Consider the following 23,994-nt stretch of genomic DNA (forward strand, 5'->3'; position numbering starts at 1 on the left):
GTGGTGATTAGGCTGGGAGGGGGTGCGACGTCGAGAGCATGAACACGGCGTGGGGCCCCGAGGGGGAGAGCCGGTGGATCGGACTACCTCACACGAATACGGATGCCGAGAGCGACACGACGTGGTCTTCACGTCGGCACGGCAAGAGGGTGCTCGACCACATCAGGAGGAACTGTGAGCAGCGACCGGGACGGGAACCGCGGGGGCTGGGCGACACCCGGCGACGACCAGCCCGACGCGGAGTCCCTCAACGAGATGACGGGCGAGTTCACGATCGACTACGCGCCGCCCGCCTGGTACACGCAGAACGCGGCCGGGGGTTCGGGGGGCACCGGCGGAGACACCGACGGACCGGCATCGGGCGCCTCGGGGTCCGGCGGCGCCTCCGGCGCGGGGTCCGCAGGCGGGCCGGGTGCGGGGCCGGGCGGGCCGGGTGCGGGGCCGGGCGGGCCGGGTGCGGGGCCGGGCGGGCCGGGTGCGGGGCCGGGAAGCGGTACGAACCCTTCCGGTCACCCGCGTTCACCGTTCCCGCCGGGCGCGCCGATCCCCGGGTTGACGCCGCCTCCGCATGCCCAGCAGGGGGGCAGGGCGTCGGGTCCGGGAGTCGCGTTCACCCCGCCGCCGTCGGCCCCGACGTCCGGGCCGACGTCCGGGCCGGGTACCGCTCCGGCACCGGGCGCACCGTTCACTCCGCCACCGGCGTCAACTCCGGGCGCGCCCTTCACACCTGCGCCCGCGTCAAACCCTGGGACGCCGTTCACACCCGCGCCCTCCACGCACCCCGGAGCGCCGTTCACGCCTCCGCCCGCGTCAACCCCCGGAGCGCCGTTCACGCCTCCGCCCACCTCGAACCCCGGCGCCGCCGGCACCCCGTCGACGGCTTCGGCGCCCGGTGCGACGCACCCGCCCGCGCCGCCGTCGACACCCGGAGCCCCGTTCACCCCGCCACCCGCGTCAACTCCCGGCGCACCCTTCACACCTGCGCCGGCGGCGACGCCTGGAGCCCCCTTCACCCCGCCGGCCACCGCCACGCCTGCCGCGCCGCCCGTCGGCAGCGCGGCCGGCGTGCCGAAGCTGCCCGTCGGTTTCGAGCCGCAACGGTCCCCCGCCGAGGAGCGGGCGCCGGAGGCCGATGCGGGCAACGGCGACCTGGAGAGCGGCGCGACCATGCGGTTCTCCGCGGTCGCCCTGCAGCGTGAGATGGCCGGGGCCGCGGAGGAGAGTGCGGCCGATGAGGAAGCCGAAGAGGCCGACAGGGCCGAAGAGGCCGTGGGAAGCGTCGACGGCGCGGAATCCGCGGCCGACGTCGACGTGCTCCCGGCGGACTCCGAGGACGTGGAGGCGGAGACCGAGGAGTCCGAGGAGTCTGATCCGTCCGGCCAGGACGAAGCGCTGCGCCTCGTCACCGACGACGCGACCGGCTCCACGGACGAACCGGCGGCCGACCCGCACGAGGAGAACGACGGCCCCGGCGACGAGCCCGTCCAGGAGGCCACCCCGGTCGCCGAGACCGAGAGCGAGGGCGAAGACGAGGTCGACGCCAAGAAGGATGGCGCTGCGGACGAGAGTCCCGAGGACGAGACTGCCGAGGACGAGGCGGTGCCCGCAGCCGAGGCGTCCGCCGACGCCGGCGCCGACGCGGTAGCAGCGGAGGCCCCGGCGGAGCCCCAGCCCCAGCCCCAGGACGCCGTACCGGTCCCCCCCGCCCCGCAGGACGCGCCCCCGTCGCCCGAGGACGCCGTACCCGCCGCCTGGGCTCCCCCGCCGACGCCGCCGGCAGCGGTGCCACCGCTGCCGCCCTCGTACCAGCCCGCCGCGCCCGCGCCCGCCGCCCAGTGGCCCGCGCAGCCCACCACGGCGCCGGACCCCGCGCCCGCCCAGCAGCACCCGCAGGGACAGCCGCAGCCGGCCGCAGCGCAGGGTCCCGCCGGCGTGCCCGGACCGCAGCCGCCGTTCCAGCCGCAGGCGCCGCAGCCCGCGCCCGCCGCCTGGCAGCAGCCCGCGGCACCGCAGCCCGGGCAGCCGTACGCTCCCCAGCAGCCCCCGGCACAGCAGCCGGCCGCCCCCGACGCCCAGGGCGGTTACCACCTCCCGCAGCCCGGCCGGCCGCATCCCCCCGTGCCGGACGCCCAGGGTGGCTACGGCTTCCCGCAGCCGGGCGCTCCCGTCCCGCCGCAGGCGCCGGGCGGCTACGGCTACCCCGGCGCCCCCACGCCCCCGGCCCCCCAGGGGGCCGTCCCGGGCGGATACGGTTTCCCGCAACCCGGCGCCCAGCCTCCGGTGCCCCCGGCCCAGGACCCGCGCGCCGCCCAGCCCGCCCCGCCCGCTCAGGACCCGCACGGTCCCCACGCGCCGCAGGCCGCCCAGCCGCCCGTCGACCCGCGGGCCGGTGCCGCCTGGCCGCAGCCCATCCGGCACGACCAGCGGCAGATGACCAATCCCGGTGCGGCACCGCTGGGTTACACCGCCGCCGTGGAGCTGTCCTCCGACCGGCTGCTCAACAACAAGAAGCAGAAGGCGAAGAGCGGCAGGCCCGCCGCCGCGTCCTCCCGGTTCAAGATCGGCGGCAAGAAGGAGGAGGCCGAGCGGCAGCGGAAGCTGGAGCTGATCCGTACGCCGGTGCTGTCCTGCTACCGGATAGCGGTGATCAGCCTCAAGGGCGGAGTCGGCAAGACCACCACGACCACCGCGCTCGGCTCGACGCTCGCCACCGAGCGCCAGGACAAGATCCTCGCCATCGACGCCAACCCGGACGCCGGCACCCTCGGCCGCCGCGTGCGCCGGGAGACCGGGGCCACCATCCGCGACCTGGTCCAGGCGATCCCGTACCTCAACTCGTACATGGACATCAGGCGGTTCACCTCGCAGGCGCCGTCCGGCCTGGAGATCATCGCCAACGACGTCGACCCGGCCGTCTCGACCACGTTCAACGACGAGGACTACCGGCGCGCGATCGACGTGCTCGGCAGGCAGTACCCGATCATCCTCACCGACTCGGGCACCGGTCTGCTCTACAGCGCCATGCGCGGGGTGCTCGACCTCGCCGACCAGCTGATCATCATCTCGACGCCGTCGGTGGACGGTGCGAGCAGCGCGAGCACGACGCTGGACTGGCTGTCCGCGCACGGGTACGCCGACCTCGTGTCCCGGTCCCTCACCGTGATCTCCGGGGTCCGCGAGACCGGCAAGATGATCAAGGTCGAGGACATCGTGCAGCACTTCGAGACGCGCTGCAGGGGCGTCGTGGTCGTCCCCTTCGACGAGCACCTGTCCGCCGGTGCCGAGGTCGACCTCGACATGATGCGGCCGAAGGTGCGGGAGGCGTACTTCAACCTGGCGGCGATGGTCGCCGAGGACTTCGTACGGCACCAGCAGATGCACGGCCTGTGGACCAGCGACGGCAACCCGCCGCCGGTGGCCGCCCCGCCGATGCCCGGGCAGCCGCTGCCGGGTCAGCAGCAGTACGCGCCGGGTCAGCAACAGCAGCCGTACGCGCCCGGACCGGGGCCCTCGCCGCAGCAGCCGGGTCAGCCGTCCTATCCGCAGCAGCCCGGACAGCCCTACCCGCCCCAGCCCGGACAGCCGTACCCGCAACAGCCCGGACTGCCGTACCCGCCCCAGCAGGGCCGGGCTCCGCAGCAGGAGCTGTACGGCGGGCCGCAGCCCGGTGCCCAGCCGCCCGCGCAGCCCTCTCCGCTGCAGCCGGGGCAGCCGGGGCAGCCCGCGCAGCCGTTGCCCCCGCAGGCGCAGCCTCAGCCGGGTTACGGCTACCCGCAGCCCGGTGCCCAGCCGCCCGCGCCCCCGGCCCAGCCCGGCGGTTACGGATTCCCGCAGCCCGGTGAGCCGGCGCCGCAGGTCCGGACACCGCAGCCGCAGCAACCGCCTCAGCAGCCGGGGCAGCCCCCGCAGCAGTAGCCGGAACGCCGAAGGGCGGTCGGTGCCTCCACGCACCGGCCGCCCTTCGGCGTGTGTCGAGCCGTCCCCCGGCTCAGGCGTCCTCGGCCGCCACCAGTTCCCGGCAGCGCTTGACGTCCTCGGCCATCTGCTCGAGCAGGGCGTCGAGGGAGTCGAATTTGGCCTGGCCGCGCACGAAGGCCAGGAAGTCGACGGCGACGTGCAGGCCGTACAGGTCGAGGCCGACGCGGTCGATGGCGTACGCCTCCACCGTGCGCTCGGTGCCGTCGAACTGCGGGTTCGTGCCGACGGAGATCGCGGCCGGCATCACCTCGCCCTGGGCGTGCAGGAAGCCTGCGTACACGCCGTCGGCCGGGATCGCGGTGTGCGGGAGGGTCTCCACGTTGGCGGTGGGGAAGCCCAGCTCGCGGCCGCGCTGGGCGCCGCGCACGACCACGCCCTCCACCCGGTGCGGCCGGCCCAGGATCTCGCGGGCGCCCGCCATGTCACCCTCGGCGACCAGCCGCCGGGTCAGGGTCGAGGAGAACGGCTCACCGCCGCCCGCCGCGCCGCGCACGAACAGGTCGACGACCTCGACCTCGAAGTCGTAGACCGCGCCCTGTTCGATCAGGAACTCGACGTTGCCCGCGGCCTTGTGGCCGAAGCGGAAGTTGGGGCCCTCCACGACCGCCCTGGCGTGCAACCTGTCGACCAGGACCTTCACCACGAAGTCGGCGGCCGACAGCTTCGAGAACTCGGTGGTGAAGGGGAGGATCAGCACCGCGTCCACGCCCAGCTCCGCCATCAGCTCGGCACGGGTGTGGTGCGGGGCGAGCAGCGGCGGGTGGCTGCCGGGGCGGACGACCTCGCTGGGATGCGGGTCGAAGGTGACGACGACCGCGGGGATGCCCAGCTCACGGGCGCGGTCCACGGCATGCCGGATGATCAGCTGGTGACCGCGGTGCACCCCGTCATAGGAACCGATGGTGACGACGCTGCGCCCCCAGTCCTCGGGGATGTCCTCCAAGCCACGCCAGCGCTGCACTGTGACCGCTCCTCGAACCTTTGTCCGTTGTCCCTCTTACGCAGCTCTAAGGGTGCCATGTTTGCCGGACGCGGCTCACACCGGCACGGTCGCTGTGACCGGGCGCACGTGTCCGCGGTCACGCCGGGACCCTCACCCCGGCCAGGTTTCCCAGCATCCGCCGGGTGCTCGGTCCCACCACCGCGGCCCACTCGTCCGGGGTGTCGGTGAGCCAGCGCGCCATCAGGGCGGCGAACCCGGGCACGTGCCGCCCCAGGTCCACCAGCCCCCGGTCGAAGCGGGTCGCGCCGTCCGGGGTGCGGACCAGGAGCAGCCCGGTGCGGCGGACCAGGTCGCGCAGCCGGTCACCGTCCTCCCCGCGCTGCGCGGCGGCCGCGTGCAGCAGCGCGTCCAGCACGCCGGGGTCGCGTTCATGGGCGAGCAGGAACTCGAGGAGCTCGCGGCGGAGCGGTTGCGAGGCCGGGGCGCCGACCGCGCCGAGCACGGTCGCGAGGGCCGCCCGCACCGGTTCGGGGCCGTCGTCGAGCAGTCCGGTGACCAGCGGCAGGAGGACCGCGCGGGACTCGGCGCCCCGGTCGAGGCGGTGCTCGACGAACCCGGCGACCTGCCCGGCCAGCTCCGGCCGCAGCTCGGCGGCCTCCCGGACCAGCTCGGTGACGCGCTCCGGGTGCGCGGGCGCGGTGACGTCGGCGAGGGTGCGCAGCACCTGTCCGGCGTCCGGGCCGCGCAGCCGGGCGCGGAAGGCCGCCAGGACCTCCTCGGGGTGGGTGGTCAGCGCGGGGACCAGGGCGGCGGGGGTGAGCTGGGGGTCGCCGGCGGCGAAGTGCCGCAGGGCCGCCGGGAGGTGACGGGCGCGGGTCGCCGGGTCCCGCACCAGCAGGGCGAGGGCGCCGCCGTGCAGGGTGCAGTCGGCGGGGCGGGCGAGCAGGCCGAGCGCGGCGTACCGGAGCAGTTCGCGGTCGGCGTCGCCGCGCACGTGCGGCGCGGCCCGCAGTGCGTGGGCGACGGCGGCCACCCGGCGGGCCGGGCGCTCGTCGTGCGCCCAGCGGTCCACGGCCCGGCACACGGCGGAGGGCTCGTCCTCGGCGAGCACGCCGAGCAGTTCGTCGCCGCGCCGGTGCGCCGCGTCCACCAGCACCTCGGTCAGCTCGTCCAGGGCACCGTGCCGATGGGTGTGCAGCAGCGCCTGCGCCGCGGTGGCCACGGTGGCGTGCGGCATCGCGGGCAACGGCCGCTCGTCGTCGAACCACTTCGTCAGGTACGGCTGTACGGCGGCGGGGTCGGCGGCGAGCAGCCGGGCGACGGCGTCCAGGAAGCGCGGCGTCGCGCCTTCGGCGTCCTCGGCCGTCGGCCGGGGCCCGAACCGACCGACGCCCGCCGTCTCCGGCAGCGGCTCGTCCGCGAGGACCAGTCTGCGCAGCAGATCGAAACGGTCGGCGTCGGACAGGGCGAGCGCCGTCCAGAGGGCCGGCCCGAACGCGTCGGAGCCGGCGCGCTGCCGGCGCACCACGCGGTCCGCGAGCAGCTTCAGCACCCCGTTGTAGGGGGTCGCGTCGGGCAGTCTCAGCAGGGTCTGGGTGAGCAGCCGCGCGGCCCACCAGGAGCCGGGGTCGTGGTCCAGCGCGTGCGCCAGCTCCTGGAGCCGTGGCGCCAGTGCGTCCGGGCCGTACTGCCGGTCGAGGAGCAGCAGCGCCTGGACGACCGGGCCGATCCGGTGGTGCGGGACGGGCAGGGCCTGGGTGCCCTGGTGGGGGGTGCGGTGGCGGTGCACGAGGGTGTGCAGGGCCTCGTCCAGGTCCAGGTGCATGCCCTGGAGCCAGTCGGCGAGTTCCTCGTGGGCGAAGCGGTAGCCGCCGCCGGCGGGGACCAGCAGGCCCTCGGTGAGGACGGCGGAGGCCCAGCCGGAACCGCCGCCGAGACGGGCGGGGGCGGGCCCCCAGGGGAACACGGTCTCGAACGACTCCCGGTCCAGTTCCCCCTGTCCGGGGCCCAGGCTGCGCCGGGCGGCCTCGTGGACCTGGCCGGAGACCCGGGCGGCGAGCCGTCGGACGGCCTGGCCGCGCAGGCCGTTCTCGGCGGCCAGCCGGACCGCGATGCGCAGGCACATCAGGTCGAGGTGGGCGGCGAAGACGTCGTGCCGGTCGATCGGGGCGGCCTCGGGGGCGTCCGGGAGGGCGGCACGGACCTCGGAGAGCAGGCGCAGGGCGAGGGGGTGGCGGGCGTCGCGGTCGACGAGGGCGCCGTCGGGCACGCCGTAGCGGGCACGGGCGCTACGGGCCTCGTCGGGGGTGAGGTCGGTGAGCCGGACGCACCCCGCTTCGTCACCGGTGCCGTGCAGCACGCCGGGCGGGAACTCGGCGCCGGCGCACTCCCAGTACTCCTCGCGGCAGGCCACCAGCAGGCGTGCGCCGGTCTCCCGCAGCCAGTCGGCGGTGCCCTCGGTCCAGGCGGGCAGCCGGTGGGCGAGGACCGGGGGCATCTCCTCGGGGCCGTCGAGCAGGAGGAGCAGCGGGCGGCCGAGGCGGGCGGCGCGTGCGGCCAGCCGTTCCACGGTCAGGTCGCCGAGGTCGCCGGGGAGTTGGGAACGGGAGGCGGCGGCGATCCGGACCGCGCGCTCCAGGGTGCGGCGGGCGGCGTCGGCCACGGAGGCGTCGGCGTCCTTGAGGTCGGCACCGCGGAGCCAGAGCGTGGGGTGGGCTGCGCGGTGGCGGCGGGCGGCCAGGGCGGCGAGCTCCGTGGTCCGGCCGGTGCCGGGGGCGCCGACCAGGGCCAGGACGGGGCCGGCGCCCGGGGCGGTGCCGTGGCCAGTACCGGTGCCGGGGGCGGGGGCGGGGGCGGCGCCGACGGTGGTGCCGGGGGCGGTGCCGGTGCCGGGGGCGGTGCCGGTGCCTTCGGCGAAGGCCGACAACTGGTGGGAGACGGTGGTTCGTTCGACGGGGCGGACGGGGTCCCTGTGGTCGGGGGCGGGTGGGTGGGGGTCGATCACGCAGTCCCCCGCGTCCCTTCGGGGCGTGGCACGGCCCACGTAGCCCGAGAGGGTGCCCGGGGGGCCGTCCTGGCCGACGGAGGTGGCCGTCAGTTCCAGGATCCCGGCGAGGTTCAGGTCGGTGCCGTACGCCGGGACGGTCGCGGCGTTCCGGGCGAGCAGGTCGGCGAGGGGGCCGCTGTCCGGGTGGTGCAGGGGGACCGCGAAGCCGACGTCGCGCTGGCCGGACTGGAGTGCGGTGCCGAGGACCGCCAGGACCGCGCCGGTCTCGGCGTCCAGGACCGGGCCGCCGGCCGCTCCGCCGCCGAGGCGCAGGGCGTCGCGGCCCGCCGTACCGATCGCCAGCTCCAGAGCGTCCTCCAGGAGGTGGAACCGGTCGGTGGCCGTGTAGGTCACCTGGGTCGCGGCCAGCACCCGGGCCTCGCGCCAGCGGTCGGCCGCGATCCGTACGTAGGTACCGGCCGGGATCCGCTCCCGCACCGTGATCGGCAGCGGGTCCACGGCGAGGCCCTCGGTGCGGATCAGGGCCAGGTCGAGGGCGGGCAGCGGGGTGACGGCGTCCGCGGCGACCACACAGGTGCGGTCACCGGCCGCGTGCAGGACGATCCGGGCGAGCCCGTCGACGACCTCGTGGCTGGTCACGAGCGTCCCGTGGTGGTCGGCCAGGAAGCCGGTGCCGCGCGGGCGCCCGGCGAGGTCGCGGATCCGGACCAGCCGCCCGTCGAGCACCGGTGCGGTTTCCGCCGCCGCCTCGTCCGCCGCCCGCGCGCCGTCCGCCGCCCGGCGACCGCTCCCGGTTCGCGGGCCCCGTCCCGCCATGATCGAACCTCCCCGCCCGTACACCCGTGCCCTGGTGTCCGACGGTAGGGGCGAAATGATCAGCGGGACAGAGCAGGCCGGGAAAGCGCCCCCCTCCGCTCCCCCGGTTCACTCCGAGCGCCTGCTCGGTCGGGTGAATAGGCGGGAGCGGGTGGATACACCCTAGGGGTGGGGGAACCGAGGGGGGACCGTGGAGCGGCGGCAGCACCGGACCCCGTGACCGCCGCTCCACGGGCGACACCCGCCGGCGCCTCACGGCCGGCACCCGCCCGCGTGCCACCGCCGGCACCCGCCCGGGTGCCATGGCCGGCCTCGGCTCAGGAGAAGACCGCGAGGCTCTTGGACTTGCCCTTGTGTTCCTCCACGAGGGCGAGGAAGCGGCCCTCGGGGTCGAACACCGCCACGGGGCCCGTGCCCGCGTACTCGTCGGGCATCTCCAGGCGCACGCCGTTGGTGAGCAGCCTCGCCCGCTTGGCGTCGACGTTCCAGCGCGGGAAGGCGGCGTCCGCCGCGTCGGCGATCGGCATCACGGTCAGCTCCTGCTGGAGCTGGTCGAGGGTGCGTGCCGAGTCCAGCTTGTACGGCCCCACGCGCGTCCGGCGCAGCGCGGTGAGGTGGCCGCCGACGCCCAGGCCGGCGCCCAGGTCGCGGGCGAGGGCGCGGATGTAGGTGCCGGAGGAGCAGACGACGGAGACGACCAGGTCGAGCACGGGGGTCCCGTCCTCGGCGACGGCGTCCCGGACGTCGTACACCGCGAAGGAGGAGACGGTCACCGGGCGGGCCGGGATGTCGAAGTCCTCGCCGTCCCGGGCGCGCTTGTAGGACCGCACTCCGTCGATCTTGATGGCGCTGACCTTGGACGGCACCTGCATGATGGCGCCGGTCAGCTTGGCGATGCCGGCGTCGACGGCCTCCCGGGTCACCTTGGACGCGTCCGTGGACGAGGTGACCTCGCCCTCGGCGTCGTCGGTGACGGTGTTCTGGCCGAGGCGGATCGTCCCGAGGTACTCCTTCTCGGTGAGGGCGAGGTGCCCGAGGAGCTTGGTCGCCCGCTCGATGCCGAGGACGAGGACGCCCGTGGCCATGGGGTCGAGGGTGCCGGCGTGGCCGACGCGTCGGGTGCGGGCGATCCCCCGCATCTTGGCGACGACGTCGTGCGAGGTGAAGCCCGACGGCTTGTCGACGATGACAAGGCCGTCGGGCGGGGTGGGCTTGCTGGTCATTCGGTGGCGTCGTCCGTCTCGTCGGCGGCGTCCTCGCCCGGCTTGCGGTACGGGTCGGCCTCGCCCGCGTAGTCGGCGCCCGCGGAGGCCTCGCGGACCTTCGCGTCGGACTGGCGCGCCCGGTCGAGGAGGTCCTCGATGTTGCGGGCGGTGTCCGGCAGGGCGTCCGCGACGAAGGCGAGGGTCGGCGTGAACTTCACCCCGGCCGCGCGGCCCACCTCGGACCGGAGGATGCCCTTGGCGCTCTCCAGTCCGGCGGCAGCGGCCTTCCGCTCCTCCTCGTCGCCGTACACCGTGTAGAAGACGGTCGCCTCCCTGAGGTCACCCGTGACCCGGGTGTCCGTGATGGTGACGTGCGAGCCGAGCCGCGGGTCCTTGATCCCGCGCTGCAGCTTCTGGGCCACCACCTCTCGGATGAGGTCCGCCAGCCTTTTCGCCCGCGCGTTGTCGGCCACTGGTCCGCTCCCGTTCTTTCTTCTTGTCGTTCTCAGGTCTAGTCGTCGTCGCCGTGGAAGCGCCGTCGGACGGACAGCAGCTCCACCTCGGGGCGGCCGGCGACCAGCCGTTCGCACCGGTCGAGCACGTCGGTCAGGTGCGCGGCGTCGCCGGAGACCATGGCGAGGCCGATGCCGGCCCTGCGGTGAAGGTCCAGGTGGTCCACCTCGGCCGCGCTCACGGCGTACTTCCGCTGGAGTTCGGCGACGATCGGGCGGACGACGGAACGCTTCTCCTTGAGCGAGTGGATGTCGCCCAGGAGGAGGTCGAAGGACAGAGTCCCCACGTACATGTGTGTGACCGGTTAACCCGCCGGTACGGGATCGATGGCCCTGTCAGGAACGGTACCCCGTCCCTGCCGGGGACTCGACCGACTTTCCCCACGCTCACAGGGCAGGAAAAAGGCCGGCCGACGGCACCGGAGTCCCGTCGGCCGGCCGCAACCGCTAGACGCGCGGCTTCTCGCGCATCTCGTACGTCGCGATGACGTCGTCGATCTTGATGTCGTTGAAGTTTCCGAGGTTGATACCGCCCTCGTAGCCTTCGCGGATCTCGGTGACGTCGTCCTTGAAGCGGCGCAGGCCCTCGATGTTGAGGTTCTCCGCGATGACCTTGCCGTCGCGGACGAGGCGGGCCTTCGTGTTGCGCTTGACCTCGCCCGAGCGGATGAGGACACCGGCGATGTTGCCCAGCTTGGACGACTTGAAGACCTCGCGGATCTCCGCCGTACCGAGCTCGACCTCCTCGTACTCCGGCTTCAGCATGCCCTTCAGGGCCGCCTCGATCTCCTCGATCGCCTGGTAGATGACCGAGTAGTACCGGACGTCCACACCCTCGCGCTCGGCCATCTGCGCCGCGCGGCCGGCCGCGCGGACGTTGAAGCCGATCACGATGGCGTCGGAGCCCATCGCCAGGTCGATGTCGGACTCCGTGACCGCACCGACGCCGCGGTGCAGGACGCGGATGTCGACCTCTTCGCCGACGTCCAGCTGGAGCAGGGAGGACTCCAGGGCCTCGACGGAACCAGAGGCGTCACCCTTGATGATCAGGTTCAGCTGCTGGACCTCGCCGGCCTTGAGCACCTTGTCCAGGTCCTCCAGGGACACGCGGCGCGTGCGCTTCGCGAAGGCCGCGTTGCGCTCGCGGGCGGCACGCTTCTCCGCGATCTGGCGGGCCGTACGGTCCTCCTCGACCACGAGGAAGTTGTCGCCGGCACCCGGGACGTTGGTGAGACCGAGGACCTGCACCGGAGTGGCGGGTCCGGCCTCGGCGACGTTGTTGCCGTTGTCGTCGAGCATGGCGCGGACGCGACCGTAGGCGTCGCCCACGACCATCGTGTCGCCGACCCGCAGCGTGCCTCGCTGGACGAGGACCGTCGCCACGGCACCGCGGCCGCGGTCGAGGCGGGACTCGATCGAGATGCCCTGCGCGTCCTGGTTCGGGTTGGCCCGCAGGTCGAGCGAGGCGTCGGCGGTCAGGATGACCGCTTCCAGCAGCTCGTCGATGTGCAGACCCTGCTTGGCGGAGATGTCGACGAACATGGTGTCGCCGCCGTACTCCTCGGCCACCAGGCCGTACTCGGTCAGCTGACCGCGCACCTTGGTCGGGTCGGCACCCTCGACGTCGATCTTGTTGACCGCGACGACGATCGGCACGTCGGCCGCCTTCGCGTGGTTGAGCGCCTCGACCGTCTGCGGCATGACGCCGTCGTTGGCCGCGACGACCAGGATCGCGATGTCGGTCGACTTCGCACCACGGGCACGCATGGCGGTGAACGCCTCGTGACCCGGGGTGTCGATGAAGGTGATCTTGCGCTCTTCGTCGTTGACCTCGGTGGAGACCTGGTAGGCACCGATGTGCTGGGTGATGCCGCCGGCCTCGCCCGCGATGACGTTCGTCTTGCGGATGGCGTCGAGCAGTCGGGTCTTTCCGTGGTCGACGTGACCCATGACGGTGACGACCGGCGGACGGACCACCAGGTCGTCCTCGCCGCCCTCGTCCTCGCCGAACTCGATGTCGAAGGACTCGAGCAGCTCGCGGTCCTCCTCCTCGGGGCTGACGATCTGAACCGTGTAGTTCATCTCGTCGGCGAGGAGCTGCAGGGTCTCGTCGGAGACGGACTGCGTGGCCGTGACCATCTCGCCGAGGTTCATCATGACCGCGACGAGGGACGCCGGGTTGGCGTTGATCTTCTCCGCGAAGTCGGTGAGCGACGCGCCGCGGGAGAGACGGATGGTCTCGCCGTTGCCGCGCGGCAGCATCACGCCGCCGACGCTCGGGGCCTGCATGGCCTCGTACTCCTGGCGACGCTGCCGCTTCGACTTGCGACCGCGACGCGCCGGACCGCCGGGACGGCCGAAGGCGCCCTGCGTGCCACCACGGCCGCCGGGACCGCCCGGACGACCGCCGAAGCCGGGACGACCGCCGCCGCCACCGCCGGGACCGCCGCCGAAGCCGCCGCCACCACCGGGGCCGCCGCCACCGGGACGGCCGGCGAAGCCGCCGCCACCGCCCGGACGGGCACCGCCGCCGCCGCCGGGACGACCGGCGAAGCCGCCGCCACCGGGACGACCGGCGCCGCCGGGACGACCCGCACCGCCGGGACCGCGACCGCCGCCACCGGGGCCGGGACGCGGGCCGGCAGCGGGACGCTGCGGCATCATGCCGGGGTTCGGACGCGGACCCGCGGAGCCGCCGCCGGGACGCGGACCGCCCTGCGGACGGGGCATGCCGGACGGGCTCGGACGGGCGCCGCCGGGCGCCTGCGGACGCGGACCGCCGCCCTGGGCGCCGGGCGCCTGCGGACGGGGACCGGCGCCGGGGGCACCGGGGCCACCGGGGCGCGGACCGCCCTGCGGGCGCGGGGCCTGCGGGCGGGCCATGCCGGTGGAGCCACCGGACGTGAAGGGGTTGTTGCCCGGGCGCGGACCGGCCGGACGGGCACCGCCCGGACGGGGGGCCTGGCCACCGGGGCGCTGACCGCCCTGGCCCGGACGGCCGTCACGCTGGTCGCGCTGGCCGGGAGCCGGACGGGCACCGGGGCGCGGAGCGCCCTGGTTGGGACGGGGGGCACCGGGACGCGGACCCTGCGCGGCGGCCGGGCTCGGCGCCGCGGCGGCCGGAGGCGCCGGCGGTGCGGTGAACTCGGGCGCGGCCGGGGCCGGGCGCGGTGCGGGCTTGGGGCCCGGGACGGGGCGCGGGCCGGAGGCGGCCGGCGCTGGGGTGACCGGAGCCGGAGCCGCGGGCGCCGCCGGAGCCGCGGGCGCGGCCGGGGGCTGCGGGGCAGCCGGTCGGGGGGCACCCGGCTTCGGGGCACCCGGACGGGCCGACTGCGCCGGAGAGGGCGCGCCGGGCTTGGGGGCCGCCTTGCGCGGGGCGGGCTTGCCACTGCCGCCGCCCTGCAGGGCGTCGGTCAGCTTGCGTACAACGGGCGCCTCGATCGTCGAGGACGCCGAACGGACGAATTCACCGAGTTCCTGGAGCTTGGCCATGACGACCTTGCTCTCAACCCCGAACTCCTTGGCGAGCTCGTATACCCGGACCTTAGCCACTTCGCTCCTTTGAGGTCCGGGTGCGTCCGGACCGTCGCTACTTCATGGGCGTACTCATCGCGTGCTCATCGAGTGCTCATCGCAATCTCGACCTACTTCCAACTCGCGGGGTACAGAGCCGCACGGACGTTCCGTACGACGCTTCTTACGGTGTTACTGCTCGACGTACCGGCGCAACGCCTTTACGTCCAGCGGGCCCGGGACGCGGAGCGCCCGCGGGAGTGCCCGGCGGCGTACCGCCTGGTCCAGACAGACCTGGGCGGGGTGCACATACGCACCCCGGCCGGGCAGCGTACCGCGAGGATCAGGGACGCATTCGTCCCCGACCGCCACGATCCGCAGCAGTTCGGTCTTGGCCGCTCGCTGCCTGCACCCCACACAGGTGCGCTCAGGGCATGCGCGGGCTCGCGTCCGGCCAGACACTGCTAAGTCTACCTCCCCGTACCGACCTCACCCCTTCGGGGCAAAGATCGAACGGCCGTTGTCGTAATCCAAGCCACCTGCGGCCGGGAACTATTCCCCCCGTCCGGGTGAACCCCGACGGGAAGAGGGTGATCTACTCGGACACCTGTTCGGTATCCGGGCGGATGTCGATCCGCCAGCCGGTGAGCCGGGCGGCGAGACGGGCGTTCTGCCCCTCTTTGCCGATCGCCAGTGACAGCTGGTAGTCCGGCACCGTCACCCGGGCGGACCGGGACGCCAGGTCCACGACCTCCACCTTGGAGACGCGGGCCGGGGACAGCGCGTTCGCCACCATCTCGGCCGGGTCGTCCGACCAGTCGACGATGTCGATCTTCTCGCCGTTCAGCTCGCCCATCACGTTGCGGACCCGGCCTCCCATGGGGCCGATACAGGCGCCCTTGGCGTTCAGGCCCGAACGGGTGGAACGCACCGCGATCTTCGTCCGGTGACCGGCCTCACGGGCGATGGCGGCGATCTCCACGGACCCGTCGGCGATCTCCGGCACCTCCAGGGCGAAGAGCTTCTTCACCAGGTTCGGGTGGGTACGGGAGAGCGTGACCGAGGGTCCGCGGACGCCCTTCGCCACCCGGACGACGTACGACCGCAGCCGCATGCCGTGCGCGTAGCTCTCGCCGGGGACCTGTTCCTGCACCGGCAGGATGGCCTCCAGCTTGCCGATGTCGACCAGCACGTTCTTCGGGTCGCGGCCCTGCTGCACGACACCGGTGACGATGTCGCCCTCCCGGCCGGCGTACTCGCCGAGCGTGGCGTCGTCCTCCGCGTCCCGCAGCCGCTGCAGAATCACCTGTTTGGCGGTGGTGGCGGCGATCCGCCCGAAGCCCGACGGGGTGTCGTCGAACTCGCGCGGCTCCTGCCCCTCCTCCAGGTCCTCGGGGTCCTCCTTCGCCCACACGGTCACATGCCCGGTCTCCCGGTTGAGCTCCACGCGCGCGTGTCGGCGGCTTCCCTCGGTGCGGTGGTAGGCGATGAGGAGGGCCGACTCGATCGCCTCGACCAGCAGGTCGAAGGAGATCTCCTTCTCCCGAACCAAGCCCCGCAGGGCGCTCATGTCGATGTCCACGGCTACGCCTCCTCTTCCTTCTCGTTCTTGTCGCTCTTGTCCTTGCGGTTGAACTCGACCTGCACGCGCGCCTTGTCGATGTCGGCGAAGGCGAGCCGGCGCGCGGTGGCCTTGCGGCCCTTGACGCCCGGCACCTCCAGGTCGAGGCCCTCGTCGTCGACGTCCAGAATCCTGGCGACCAGTTCCCCGCCGTCGGCGAGCTGGAACCTCACCAGCCGGTCCACGGCCCGCACGTAGTGCCGGTGCTCCTTGAGGGGGCGCTCGGCGCCGGGGGTGCCGACCTCGAGGGTGTACTCGCCGTCGCCCATCGCGTCGGTCTCGTCGAGCCTCGCCGAGAGCTCACGGCTCACATCGGCGATCTGGTCCAGGTCGGCCCCGGTGTCGGAGTCGACGACGACGCGCAGCACCCGCTTGCGTCCTACGGAGTCCACGGCGATCTCTTCGAGATCCAGTCCCTGGGAGGTGACGAGCGGTTCCAGGAGCTCTCGCAGCCTCTCGCTCTGGGTGGTGCTCATCCGGGTGACTCCTCGGCCGCGTGTGCTGTTGTGGGATGGGTCGCGTGTCTGGTCAAAGCGTATCGGGTCGTGAGGTGTGGTGCGTGCTGCCGCCGCGAGGGTGACGAGCCGGTGACGCGGGTTGACCGGATGCGCGGGTAACGTGATCACGGCGGGGTGTCTGCCCGCCCGTGTGTTCGTACGAGCCCCCCGAGGACGTCTGCCGTGCCGTTGCCCCCGTCGTCGCGTACCCGCTCGGGAGTACGCAGGAGGAGCCTGATCGTTTCAGCGGCCTCGGCGGCCGCACTGGCCGGCTGCTCCGCCGGTCCCGGCCCCGGCGGCACCACCCCGTCGGTGTCCACGCGGGCACGCGCGCGTGCGGCGCGGGACAGCCGGGGGCTGCTCGGGCGGTACGACGCCGTGCTCGCCGCCCATCCCGCGCTCGCGGAGCGGCTGCGGCCGCTGCGGGCGGAGGTGGCGGCCCATGTGGCGGCGTTCGAGGAGGGCACGGCCTCCCCCTCGGCGACGGACTCGGCTCCCACGGCGACGGGCTCGGCGACGGGCGCGACCGCTTCGGCGTCCGCTTCGGCATCCGTTCCCGCGTCCGCTTCGGCGTCCGTTCCCGCGTCCGCTTCGGCGTCCGCGTCGGCGTCCGTTCCGACATCCGGCTCGCCGTCGGCCCCGCCCTCAGCCACCGCCCCGCCGTCCGGCTCTGCCTCCCCGGCCGTTCCCGCCGACCCGAAGACCGCGCTCGCCGAGCTGGCCGCGGCCGAGCGGAGCCTCGCCGACCAGCGGGCCAAGGCGCTGCTGGACGTCCCCGGCGAGCTGGCGCGGCTGCTCGCGGGCGTGGCGGCCGCCGGTGCCGGGCACGCGTACTTGCTGACGAAGGGTGACAAGTGAGCGACGAGGCCAGAGCGGGCGTGCTCAGGGCGCTCCAGGCGGCGCTGGCGGCCGAGCACGCGGCGGTGTACGGCTACGGGGTGGTCGGCGGCCGGGTCGGTGAACAGCGGCTGGCCGAGGCGCGCGCCGCCTACGACGCGCACCGGTCCGGCCGGGACGCGCTGGCCCGGGAGGTGCGGGACCTGGGCGGTGAGCCCGTCGCCGCGAGCGCGGCGTACGCGCTGCCGTTCGCGGTGAGCGACCCGGCGGCGGCCGTACGGCTCGCCGCCGAACTGGAGGACCGGGTGGCCGACGTCTACTCCGACCTGGTCCGGGCCTCCTCGGGCGAGCGGCGCGGCGCGGCGGCCGGGGCACTGCGGGAGGCCGCGGTGCGGGCGGTGCGCTGGCGCGGGGAGAGCGTAGCCTTCCCTGGGCTCGCCGAGCGGGGCGCGCCGCAGGGGCAGGCCGGCGGCTCGGCCTCGCCCGCCGCCTCGGCGCATCCCTAGGACAGGAAGGAACGACTCGCGTATGGCTTTCGAACCGCCGCAGCGCCTGGTGAAGGCGCTCGGTGAGACGGCGCCGGAGGGTGACGAGTGGCTGGAGAAGCTGCCGGGTGCGGTGGAACGAGCCGTCTCGCTACGCGAGTTGACCGTGGAGCGGGTGCAGGTGCCCGGCGGCCGCAGCAGTGTCGTGCTGCTGGTCCGGCGGCCGGACGGGACACCGGCGGTGCTGAAGCTGGCGCCGCGACGGGCCCGGCCGGAGGGCGAGGCGGCCGCGCTGGCCCACTGGGGTGGGCTGGGGGCGGTGCGGCTGCTGGAGGACGACGCGGCCGCGGGGGTGCTGCTGCTGGAGCGGCTGCACCCGGAGGTGTCGGTGCGGTCGCTGCCGGAGGCGAAGGCGCTGCTGGAGGCCGCGGGAACGTTGCGGCGGCTCTGGGTGGAACCGCCGTCGGGGCACGTGTTCGAGACCGTGGCGGAGCGCACGGGACGGCAGGCGGCGGCGATGGCCGCGGCGGCCGGGGACGCGGACGTGGCGGTGCTGGTGGCGGGGGCGCTCACCGCCCGGGAGGAGTTGCTGGCCGGCGAGCCGGAGCCGCGGTTGCTGCACGGCACGTTCCGGCAGAGCAAGGTGCTGGCCGGGGAGCGGTTGCCGTGGCTGGCGGTGGGGCCGGATCCGGTGGTCGGGGAGTGCGCGTTCGATCTGGCGCGGTTGGTGCGGGACCGGGTGGAGGACCTGATCGCGTCCCCCTCCGGGGCGTCCATCACCCGGCGGCGGATCAAGCGGCTCGCGGAGTCGCTCGAGGTGGATCAGGAGCGGTTGCGGGGGTGGACGCTGTTCCGGGCGGTGGAGTCGGGGGTGCGGGCGCTTCGGGTGGGGCGGCCGAGGGACGGGGAGTTGTTGTTGGAGTTCGCCGGGTGGTTGTAGGACGCGGTGGAGAGGCGGTCCGAGGGGGGGCGGGGATCGCTCGCTCACTGCGGGCACGTGGTGGCTGGTCGCGCCCACGCGGCGGAGCCGCACATCGGATACAGCCCCGCGCCCCTTTCAGGGGCGCTCACCCCTCCGTCAGTTTCAGAGCCAGGACCGGACAGTCCGCGGCCGCTCTGCGGGCTCGTTTCCTCGTGCGGGGCGGCAGGGGGCGGCCGTCGGCCAAGGGGTAGCCCCATTCGTCCAGGGTGATGTGCTCGGGGAGCAGTTCCGCGCACAGGCCGTGGGCCCGGCAGGACGTCCAGTCGATCTCCATGCGCTGGTCCATGTCAGGCCTTCTCGGTGGGGACGGGGAGCAGGGGGGTGTGGTCGGTTGCCGTGCAGTGGCCGTTCGCGTGGGCGTCGATCTCCGTGGCGAAGGTCGTGAGTGCGCTGCGTACCAGGCGGACCGTGCCGTCGGGGTGGTGGCAGGCTCCTCGTCCCTCGACCAGGCCCGCCCAGCGGGAGATGTCGGTGCGGATGCCGCCCTGCGGGCCGGGTTCGGCCAGGGTCCGGAAGGCGGTGGCGGACAGGGACAGGGTGCGGTGCAGGGCGACGGTGCCGAAGCGCGGGAGGCCGGGGAGGCGGGTCCTGAGGCGGACGGCGATGCCGAGCAGGACGACCACCGTGAAGAGGGCCAGGCAGACGGCGCCCGTGGCCCGGTTGGCGTACCAGAGGGTCTCGGAGGTCATGCCGCGGCCTCCGGCGCGCCGGCCGCGGTGGGCCAGCCCGGGGTGGTGACGACCGTGCCGTCGTGCGCGACCAGGCGCGCCGGCAGGCCCAGCCGGGTCAGCCAGCGTTCCGCGCCCGCCCCTTTGACCAGGGTCGCCGTGGTCGCCGCGTTGGCGTCGGCGCAGTCGGCGGCGGCCACCGAGACCGTGCGCCACGGGGAGCGGACCGGCAGCCCGGTACGCGGGTCGACGATGTGGTGGAGGTCGTACCCGCCACGCTGCCAGCGGCGGGCGGAGGTGCCGGAGGTGGCGAGGCCTCCGGAGCGCAGCCCGACGGTGTCGTACGACCCCTGGGCCGGCTGTTCGTCGACCGCGCCGGTGACGTCCTGGACGCGGATCTGCCAGCCGCCCGCAGGAGGCTCGCCCGCGACGGCCGTGTCGCCGCCGAGGCTCACCAGGACCCCGCAGCCCGCCGCCTCGGCCAGCGTCCGCACGGCCCGGTCGGCGGCCCAGGCCTTGGCCGTCGCGCCCAGGTCGAGGCGGACGCCCGCGGGGACGGTGACCGTGCCGGTCGCCCGGTCGAGCAGCACCCTGCGCCAGCCCGGGGCACGGCGCACCCGCAGCGAGACCGGGCGGTCGTCCTCGCGGACGAGGGTGAAGTCGCGGTCGTAGCCGATCGCGGCCATCGCCGAGCCGACCGTGGGATCGACCGCGCCGTCCGTGGCCTCGGCCGCGCGCAGCGCCACGGCGAGGGCCTCGGCGAGCAGCGGGCTGACCCGGACCGGGCGGCCGTCGGACGTGTCCAGGGCGGCGAGTTCGGAGTCGGCCCGGAACCGGCTGCAGGTCGCGTCCACCTCGGCGAGCTGCCGGGCGAGGAGCAGGTTGCAGGAGTCCAGGAGGGCCGGGTCGGTGACGACCAGGCGGACCGTGGTGCCGAGGGCCCGCCAGTCGGCGGCGGCCGTGGTGCGCGCGGCGAGGGCGGTCATGAAGCCCCCGAGGTGGTGTCGGCGGAGCCGCTGCCGGAGCTGAGCCCGCCGGAGGAGGACTGGAGGTCCGAGGAGGAAGAGGAAGACGACGAGGTCGACGAGGTCGACGAGGACGAAGCTGAAGACGACGAGGACGACGAACTGCCCGTACCGGCGCCGGAGTCGGAGCTGCTCGACGTCGTGCCCGTGGTGCTGTTCGCCGTCGTGGCGGCGTCCGACTGCACCGTGCCGACCAGGGCGAACACCCCGGCCGCCGCGGCGAGTGTGACCGCCGCCGACAGGGCCGCCGTCCGCCGGGCACCGCGGCGGACCACCGCGGCGGCTCCCCGGTCCCCCGGCCGGTCCCCCTGCTGACTGTGCTGCGCTCTCCTGGTCATGACCGAACCCCTCCCGTGTGACTCTCTGTCACGTCCTACGGTCGGGCACCGGCCTGAGAGAAGGCTGTGCGCATGCCACAGGGATCGGAAGAACTGTCTGAGAGGTTCCTGAAAGGACGAGCGGGCCGCCGGTGGTCACCGGCGGCCCGCTCGGGCGGCGTCGGGGTCAGTGCGCGGTCAGGCGGGCGACGGCCTCGTCCACCGTCAGCTCCTCGCGCTCGCCCGTCCTGCGGTCCTTCAGCTCCAGCACACCCTCGCCGGAACGGCGGCCCGCGACCAGGATCTGCGGTACGCCGATGAGCTCGGCGTCCGTGAACTTCACGCCCGGGGAGACCCCGGCCCGGTCGTCGACCAGGACGCGCAGGCCGGCCTCCCGCAGCCGCTCGGAGACGTCGAGCGCGAGTTCGGTCTGCAGGGCCTTGCCCGCGGCGACCACGTGGACGTCGGCCGGGGCGACCTCGCGGGGCCAGACCAGGCCGTGCTCGTCGGCGGTCTGCTCGGCGAGGGCGGCGACGGCGCGCGAGACACCGATGCCGTAGGAGCCCATGGTGACGCGGACCGGCTTGCCGTTCTGCCCGAGGACGTCGAGCTTGAGCGCGTCGGCGTACTTGCGGCCGAGCTGGAAGATGTGCCCGATCTCGATGGCGCGGTCCAGCTTGAGGCCGGTGCCGCACTTCGGGCAGGGGTCGCCCTCCAGCACCACGACCACGTCGACGTACTCGTCGACGGTGAAGTCACGGTCCGCCACGACGTTCTTGGCGTGCGTGCCCTCCTTGTTGGCGCCGGTGATCCAGGAGGTGCCGGGCGCCACCCGCGGGTCGGCGATGTACTTCACCTTCTCCCCGAGACCCTGCGGGCCGACGTAGCCGCGGACCAGGTCGGGACGGCCGGCGAAGTCCGTCTCGGTGACCAGCTCGACGGTGGCCGGGGCGAAGTGCTCCTCGACCTTGCCCATGTCGACCTCGCGGTCACCCGGCACGCCGATGGCCACGATCTCGCCGTCGACCTTCACCAGGAGGTTCTTCAGGGTGTCGGAGGCCTGGACGCCGAGGTGCGCGGCGAGGGTCTCGATGGTCGGGGTGTCCGGGGTGGGGATCTCCTCCAGCGCGGGCACGTCGGTGGCGTCGACCGGCTTCAGCGTGTACGAGATCGCCTCGGTGTTCGCCGCGAAGTCGCAGTGGGGGCAGTCCGCGAAGGTGTCCTCACCGGCCTCGGCCGGAGCCAGGAACTCCTCCGACTTCGAGCCGCCCATGGCGCCCGCCGTGGCGGCGACGATCCGGTAGTCGAGGCCGAGGCGCTCGAAGATCCGCTGGTAGGCCTGGCGGTGCAGGGCGTACGAGGTGCCCAGGCCCTCGTCGTCCAGGTCGAAGGAGTAGGAGTCCTTCATCAGGAACTCGCGGCCGCGCAGGATACCGGCCCGCGGACGGGCCTCGTCCCGGTACTTGCTCTGGATCTGGTAGAGGATGACCGGCAGGTCCTTGTACGAGGACGCCTGGTCCTTCACCAGCAGGGTGAAGATCTCCTCGTGGGTGGGGCCGAGCAGGTAGTCGCCGCCCTTGCGGTCCTGGAGGCGGAACAGCTCGGCGCCGTACTCGTCCCAGCGGCCGGTCGCCTCGTACGGCTCCCGGGGCAGGAGGGCCGGCAGCAGCACCTCCTGGGCACCGATCGCGTCCATCTCCTCGCGGACGATCCGCTCGATGTTGGACAGCACCTTCAGGCCGAGCGGCAGCCACGACCAGATACCGGCGGCCGTGCGGCGGACGTAGCCGGCGCGGACGAGGAGCTTGTGGCTGAGGACCTCGGCGTCCGCCGGGTCGTCACGCAGCGTCTTCGCCAGCAAGTGGGACATGCGTTGGACCGGTGCGTTCGCCATGGTTCTCGTACTCCTGCCGGGAAAGGTTGATGGCTAGGAGGTTAGCCGGGCCTGCTGTGCCGGTGGAAATCCGTTAACGGCGACCGGCTCAGCGGCGGCGCAGCGGCAGCGGGGCGCCCATCACGGCGTACGGCTTGGCGGCGCTCGGGAAGTGCACCTGACGGGCGAGGTCGACATAGCCGAGCGAGTGGTAGAGGCCGCGGGCCGGGCTGTCGGTGTCGATCGCGGAGAGGATCGAGCGGGGTTCGTCGGCGCCGTCGGTGATCATGGTGATCAGGCGGCGGCCGATGCCGCGGTTCTGGTGGTGCGGGTGGACGTGCAGCTCGGTGATGACGAAGGAGTCGTCGAGCCAGTCGGCGTGGCCCCGGGCGCGGAGGTAGGGCTCCACCACCGTGGACCACCAGTGGGTGCGGGAGTTGGGCATGCCGTAGACGAAGCCGACGAGGCGGCCCTCGTCCGTCGCGCCGAGCGCCCTCGCCCCCGGGTACTGCATGTGGCGCAGGACGATCCCCCGGCGGACCGCCACCTCGTCGGGGCCCAGTCCGAAGGCGACGGCCTGGACCGCCAGGGCCTCGTCCACGTGCGAGGGGAGGTCCAGGGGGCCGATCACGAGGGTCATGTGGGGAGGGTACAGGGGGTTCCGGTTCGACGTCGGGTGCGGTCGGGGCGCCGTGGGCTTCGGGCTAGAACAGCACGCTCATGAACGCGCCGACCTCCTGGAAGCCCACTCTCAGGTACGTCCTTCGCGCCGCCGTGTTGAAGTCGTTCACGTAGAGGCTGACGAGGGGGGCCACGTCGGCGAGGGCGTAGCGCAGGACCGCTGCCATCGCGGGGGCCGCCAGGCCCTGGCCGCGGTACTCGGGGGCCACCCATACCCCCTGGATCTGGCAGGCCTGGGCCGTCGCCGCGCCGATCTCCGCCTTGAAGACGACCTTGCCGTGCTCGTCGAGCCGGGCGAACGAGCGGCCGGCACCGACCAGTTCGGCGACCCTCGCCTGGTAGAGGAGGCCACCGTCGCCGGCCAGCGGGGAGACGCCCACCTCCTCGGTGAACATCGCCACGCACGCCGGCATGATCGTCTCCATCTCGTCCTTGCGGATGCGGCGGACGTACGGATCCGGGGCGATGTCGGCGGACATGCGGTCGGTGACCATCAGGGGCTGGCGGGCGCGGACCTCGCGGGCCGGGCCCCAGTGGGGTTCCAGGAGGCGCCACAGCTGGGCGGTCGCCTCGGCGGGGCCGACGATGGAGGAGCAGCGGCGGCCCGCCCTGCGGGCGCGGTCGGCGAAGGAGCGGATCGCGCGGGGGGTGGCGCAGATCGGGACGAGGTTGGCGCCGGCGTAGCAGAGGGACGTGAGCATGCCGTCCTCGTACCAGCCCCACATCTCGCCGCCGAGGCGCCAGGGGTCGAGGCCGGCCACCTGGACACGCGAGGTCACGAAGGCGTTCGCGACCGGCTCGCGGTCGAGTACCGCGAGCGCGGCGTCCAGGTCGCTCGGTTCGAGCACCCGTGAGGTGGTCTGCGTCAACACGTGCGGGGCCTCACGCTGAGGGGTTCTGCTTGATCTCCGCACTGTACCTGCGGAAGCTGAGCGGTGCCGCCCCGGTGTGGATTGCCGTTGGCTGGTTGGTGCCGTCGACCCTGGTGACGGCTTGAGCGCCTACTGGCCCGGGGGGCGGGTGAGGGCGCGAGT

General features: G+C 74.1%; 20 protein-coding genes. 5 read left to right on the forward strand and 15 right to left on the reverse strand.

Annotated features, from left to right (window positions below; all coding sequences use genetic code 11):
- The first annotated feature begins 174 nt into the window (after window positions 1-174).
- The gene (locus AB0G52_RS14180) at window positions 175-3,915 is read left to right on the forward strand and encodes an SCO5717 family growth-regulating ATPase (RefSeq protein ID WP_361336559.1); all 3,741 of its coding nucleotides are present in this window, start codon (window positions 175-177) and stop codon (window positions 3,913-3,915) included.
- Window positions 3,916-3,988: 73 nt separating this feature from the next.
- Here AB0G52_RS14180 and AB0G52_RS14185 read toward each other — a convergent pair whose 3' ends face one another.
- From AB0G52_RS14185 to rimP, 9 genes are all read right to left on the reverse strand, one after another.
- Window positions 3,989-4,939, reverse strand: a complete 951-nt coding sequence (locus AB0G52_RS14185; protein ID WP_132889903.1) for a bifunctional riboflavin kinase/FAD synthetase — start codon at window positions 4,937-4,939, stop codon at window positions 3,989-3,991.
- A gap of 118 nt (window positions 4,940-5,057) precedes the next feature.
- Window positions 5,058-8,744 carry a trypsin-like peptidase domain-containing protein gene (locus AB0G52_RS14190; RefSeq protein ID WP_361336561.1) on the reverse strand — a complete coding sequence of 1,229 codons (3,687 nt, stop codon included), beginning with the start codon at window positions 8,742-8,744 and terminating at the stop codon, window positions 5,058-5,060.
- A 317-nt stretch (window positions 8,745-9,061) separates the two neighbouring features.
- Entirely contained in the window at window positions 9,062-9,967 is a 906-nt protein-coding gene (gene truB, locus AB0G52_RS14195; protein ID WP_361336563.1) for a tRNA pseudouridine(55) synthase TruB, read from the reverse strand.
- Window positions 9,964-10,422: a 30S ribosome-binding factor RbfA gene (gene rbfA, locus AB0G52_RS14200; protein ID WP_132889900.1), complete on the reverse strand. Its 459-nt coding sequence runs from the start codon at window positions 10,420-10,422 to the stop codon at window positions 9,964-9,966. Before rbfA ends, truB begins: the two co-directional genes overlap by 4 nt.
- 38 nt (window positions 10,423-10,460) lie before the next feature.
- Complete coding sequence (locus AB0G52_RS14205; RefSeq protein WP_046732584.1) at window positions 10,461-10,754, reverse strand: DUF503 domain-containing protein; 294 nt, start codon at window positions 10,752-10,754, stop codon at window positions 10,461-10,463.
- A 154-nt stretch (window positions 10,755-10,908) separates the two neighbouring features.
- Window positions 10,909-14,013, reverse strand: coding sequence for a translation initiation factor IF-2 (gene infB / locus AB0G52_RS14210; protein WP_361336566.1), 3,105 nt, complete (start codon window positions 14,011-14,013; stop codon window positions 10,909-10,911).
- 153 nt (window positions 14,014-14,166) lie between these two features.
- A complete protein-coding gene (locus tag AB0G52_RS14215; RefSeq protein WP_132889898.1) occupies window positions 14,167-14,436 on the reverse strand; it encodes a YlxR family protein in 270 nt (89 codons plus the stop codon).
- Between the two features lie 133 nt (window positions 14,437-14,569).
- Window positions 14,570-15,556 (reverse strand): transcription termination factor NusA, encoded by a 987-nt coding sequence (nusA, locus tag AB0G52_RS14220; protein WP_132889897.1) that lies wholly within the window; start codon window positions 15,554-15,556, stop codon window positions 14,570-14,572.
- Between the two features lie 2 nt (window positions 15,557-15,558).
- Window positions 15,559-16,071: a ribosome maturation factor RimP gene (gene rimP, locus AB0G52_RS14225; protein WP_132889896.1), complete on the reverse strand. Its 513-nt coding sequence runs from the start codon at window positions 16,069-16,071 to the stop codon at window positions 15,559-15,561.
- Between the two features lie 204 nt (window positions 16,072-16,275).
- Here rimP and AB0G52_RS14230 point away from each other — a divergent pair, with 204 nt between their 5' ends.
- Genes AB0G52_RS14230 through AB0G52_RS14240 form a run of 3 tightly spaced genes read left to right on the forward strand, consistent with a single transcriptional unit; the run spans window position 16,276 to window position 18,354 of the window.
- Entirely contained in the window at window positions 16,276-16,950 is a 675-nt protein-coding gene (locus AB0G52_RS14230; RefSeq protein ID WP_361336569.1) for a hypothetical protein, read from the forward strand.
- Window positions 16,947-17,435 carry a DUF4439 domain-containing protein gene (locus AB0G52_RS14235; protein WP_165939405.1) on the forward strand — a complete coding sequence of 163 codons (489 nt, stop codon included), beginning with the start codon at window positions 16,947-16,949 and terminating at the stop codon, window positions 17,433-17,435. The genes AB0G52_RS14230 and AB0G52_RS14235 overlap by 4 nt, the downstream gene beginning before the upstream one ends.
- A 22-nt stretch (window positions 17,436-17,457) precedes the next feature.
- Window positions 17,458-18,354 carry an aminoglycoside phosphotransferase family protein gene (locus tag AB0G52_RS14240; RefSeq protein ID WP_132889894.1) on the forward strand — a complete coding sequence of 299 codons (897 nt, stop codon included), beginning with the start codon at window positions 17,458-17,460 and terminating at the stop codon, window positions 18,352-18,354.
- A 127-nt stretch (window positions 18,355-18,481) separates the two neighbouring features.
- Here the strand turns inward: AB0G52_RS14240 and AB0G52_RS14245 are convergent, their stop codons facing one another.
- From AB0G52_RS14245 to AB0G52_RS14255, 3 genes are read right to left on the reverse strand one after another with little or no spacing between them, the layout of a single operon-like run.
- Complete coding sequence (locus AB0G52_RS14245) at window positions 18,482-18,682, reverse strand: ferredoxin (RefSeq protein ID WP_132889893.1); 201 nt, start codon at window positions 18,680-18,682, stop codon at window positions 18,482-18,484.
- A gap of 1 nt (window position 18,683) precedes the next feature.
- Window positions 18,684-19,085 carry a hypothetical protein gene (locus AB0G52_RS14250; protein WP_361336572.1) on the reverse strand — a complete coding sequence of 134 codons (402 nt, stop codon included), beginning with the start codon at window positions 19,083-19,085 and terminating at the stop codon, window positions 18,684-18,686.
- Window positions 19,082-20,050, reverse strand: a complete 969-nt coding sequence (locus tag AB0G52_RS14255; RefSeq protein WP_132889890.1) for an FAD:protein FMN transferase — start codon at window positions 20,048-20,050, stop codon at window positions 19,082-19,084. The genes AB0G52_RS14250 and AB0G52_RS14255 overlap by 4 nt, the downstream gene beginning before the upstream one ends.
- A gap of 12 nt (window positions 20,051-20,062) precedes the next feature.
- On the opposite strand from AB0G52_RS14255, the gene AB0G52_RS14260 reads away from it, so the two are divergent.
- On the forward strand, window positions 20,063-20,404 hold the full coding sequence (locus tag AB0G52_RS14260; RefSeq protein WP_361336574.1) for a hypothetical protein: 342 nt from the start codon (window positions 20,063-20,065) through the stop codon (window positions 20,402-20,404).
- A 189-nt stretch (window positions 20,405-20,593) separates the two neighbouring features.
- On the opposite strand, the gene AB0G52_RS14265 is transcribed toward AB0G52_RS14260, so the two are convergent.
- From AB0G52_RS14265 to AB0G52_RS14275, 3 genes are all read right to left on the reverse strand, one after another.
- A complete protein-coding gene (locus tag AB0G52_RS14265) occupies window positions 20,594-22,300 on the reverse strand; it encodes a proline--tRNA ligase (protein WP_132889889.1) in 1,707 nt (568 codons plus the stop codon).
- An 88-nt stretch (window positions 22,301-22,388) separates the two neighbouring features.
- Window positions 22,389-22,919 carry a GNAT family N-acetyltransferase gene (locus AB0G52_RS14270; protein ID WP_361336576.1) on the reverse strand — a complete coding sequence of 177 codons (531 nt, stop codon included), beginning with the start codon at window positions 22,917-22,919 and terminating at the stop codon, window positions 22,389-22,391.
- A gap of 64 nt (window positions 22,920-22,983) precedes the next feature.
- Window positions 22,984-23,832: a GNAT family N-acetyltransferase gene (locus AB0G52_RS14275; RefSeq protein WP_132889887.1), complete on the reverse strand. Its 849-nt coding sequence runs from the start codon at window positions 23,830-23,832 to the stop codon at window positions 22,984-22,986.
- Between the last annotated feature and the right edge of the window lie 162 nt (window positions 23,833-23,994).

It is taken from the genome of Streptomyces sp. NPDC021562 (assembly GCF_040640875.1).
Lineage (GTDB): Bacteria > Actinomycetota > Actinomycetes > Streptomycetales > Streptomycetaceae > Streptomyces.

What these genes read in the sequence shown, in the direction of transcription:
- AB0G52_RS14190 (WP_361336561.1), bottom strand. Translation starts at nt 8,744, where the DNA reads ATGGCGGGACGGGGCCCGCGAACCGGGAGCGGTCGCCGGGCGGCGGAC.
- truB (WP_361336563.1), bottom strand. Translation starts at nt 9,967, where the DNA reads ATGACCAGCAAGCCCACCCCGCCCGACGGCCTTGTCATCGTCGACAAG.
- AB0G52_RS14205 (WP_046732584.1), bottom strand. Translation starts at nt 10,754, where the DNA reads ATGTACGTGGGGACTCTGTCCTTCGACCTCCTCCTGGGCGACATCCAC.
- rimP (WP_132889896.1), bottom strand. Translation starts at nt 16,071, where the DNA reads ATGAGCACCACCCAGAGCGAGAGGCTGCGAGAGCTCCTGGAACCGCTC.
- AB0G52_RS14240 (WP_132889894.1), top strand. Translation starts at nt 17,458, where the DNA reads ATGGCTTTCGAACCGCCGCAGCGCCTGGTGAAGGCGCTCGGTGAGACG.
- AB0G52_RS14245 (WP_132889893.1), bottom strand. Translation starts at nt 18,682, where the DNA reads ATGGACCAGCGCATGGAGATCGACTGGACGTCCTGCCGGGCCCACGGC.
- AB0G52_RS14250 (WP_361336572.1), bottom strand. Translation starts at nt 19,085, where the DNA reads ATGACCTCCGAGACCCTCTGGTACGCCAACCGGGCCACGGGCGCCGTC.
- AB0G52_RS14255 (WP_132889890.1), bottom strand. Translation starts at nt 20,050, where the DNA reads ATGACCGCCCTCGCCGCGCGCACCACGGCCGCCGCCGACTGGCGGGCC.
- AB0G52_RS14265 (WP_132889889.1), bottom strand. Translation starts at nt 22,300, where the DNA reads ATGGCGAACGCACCGGTCCAACGCATGTCCCACTTGCTGGCGAAGACG.
- AB0G52_RS14270 (WP_361336576.1), bottom strand. Translation starts at nt 22,919, where the DNA reads ATGACCCTCGTGATCGGCCCCCTGGACCTCCCCTCGCACGTGGACGAG.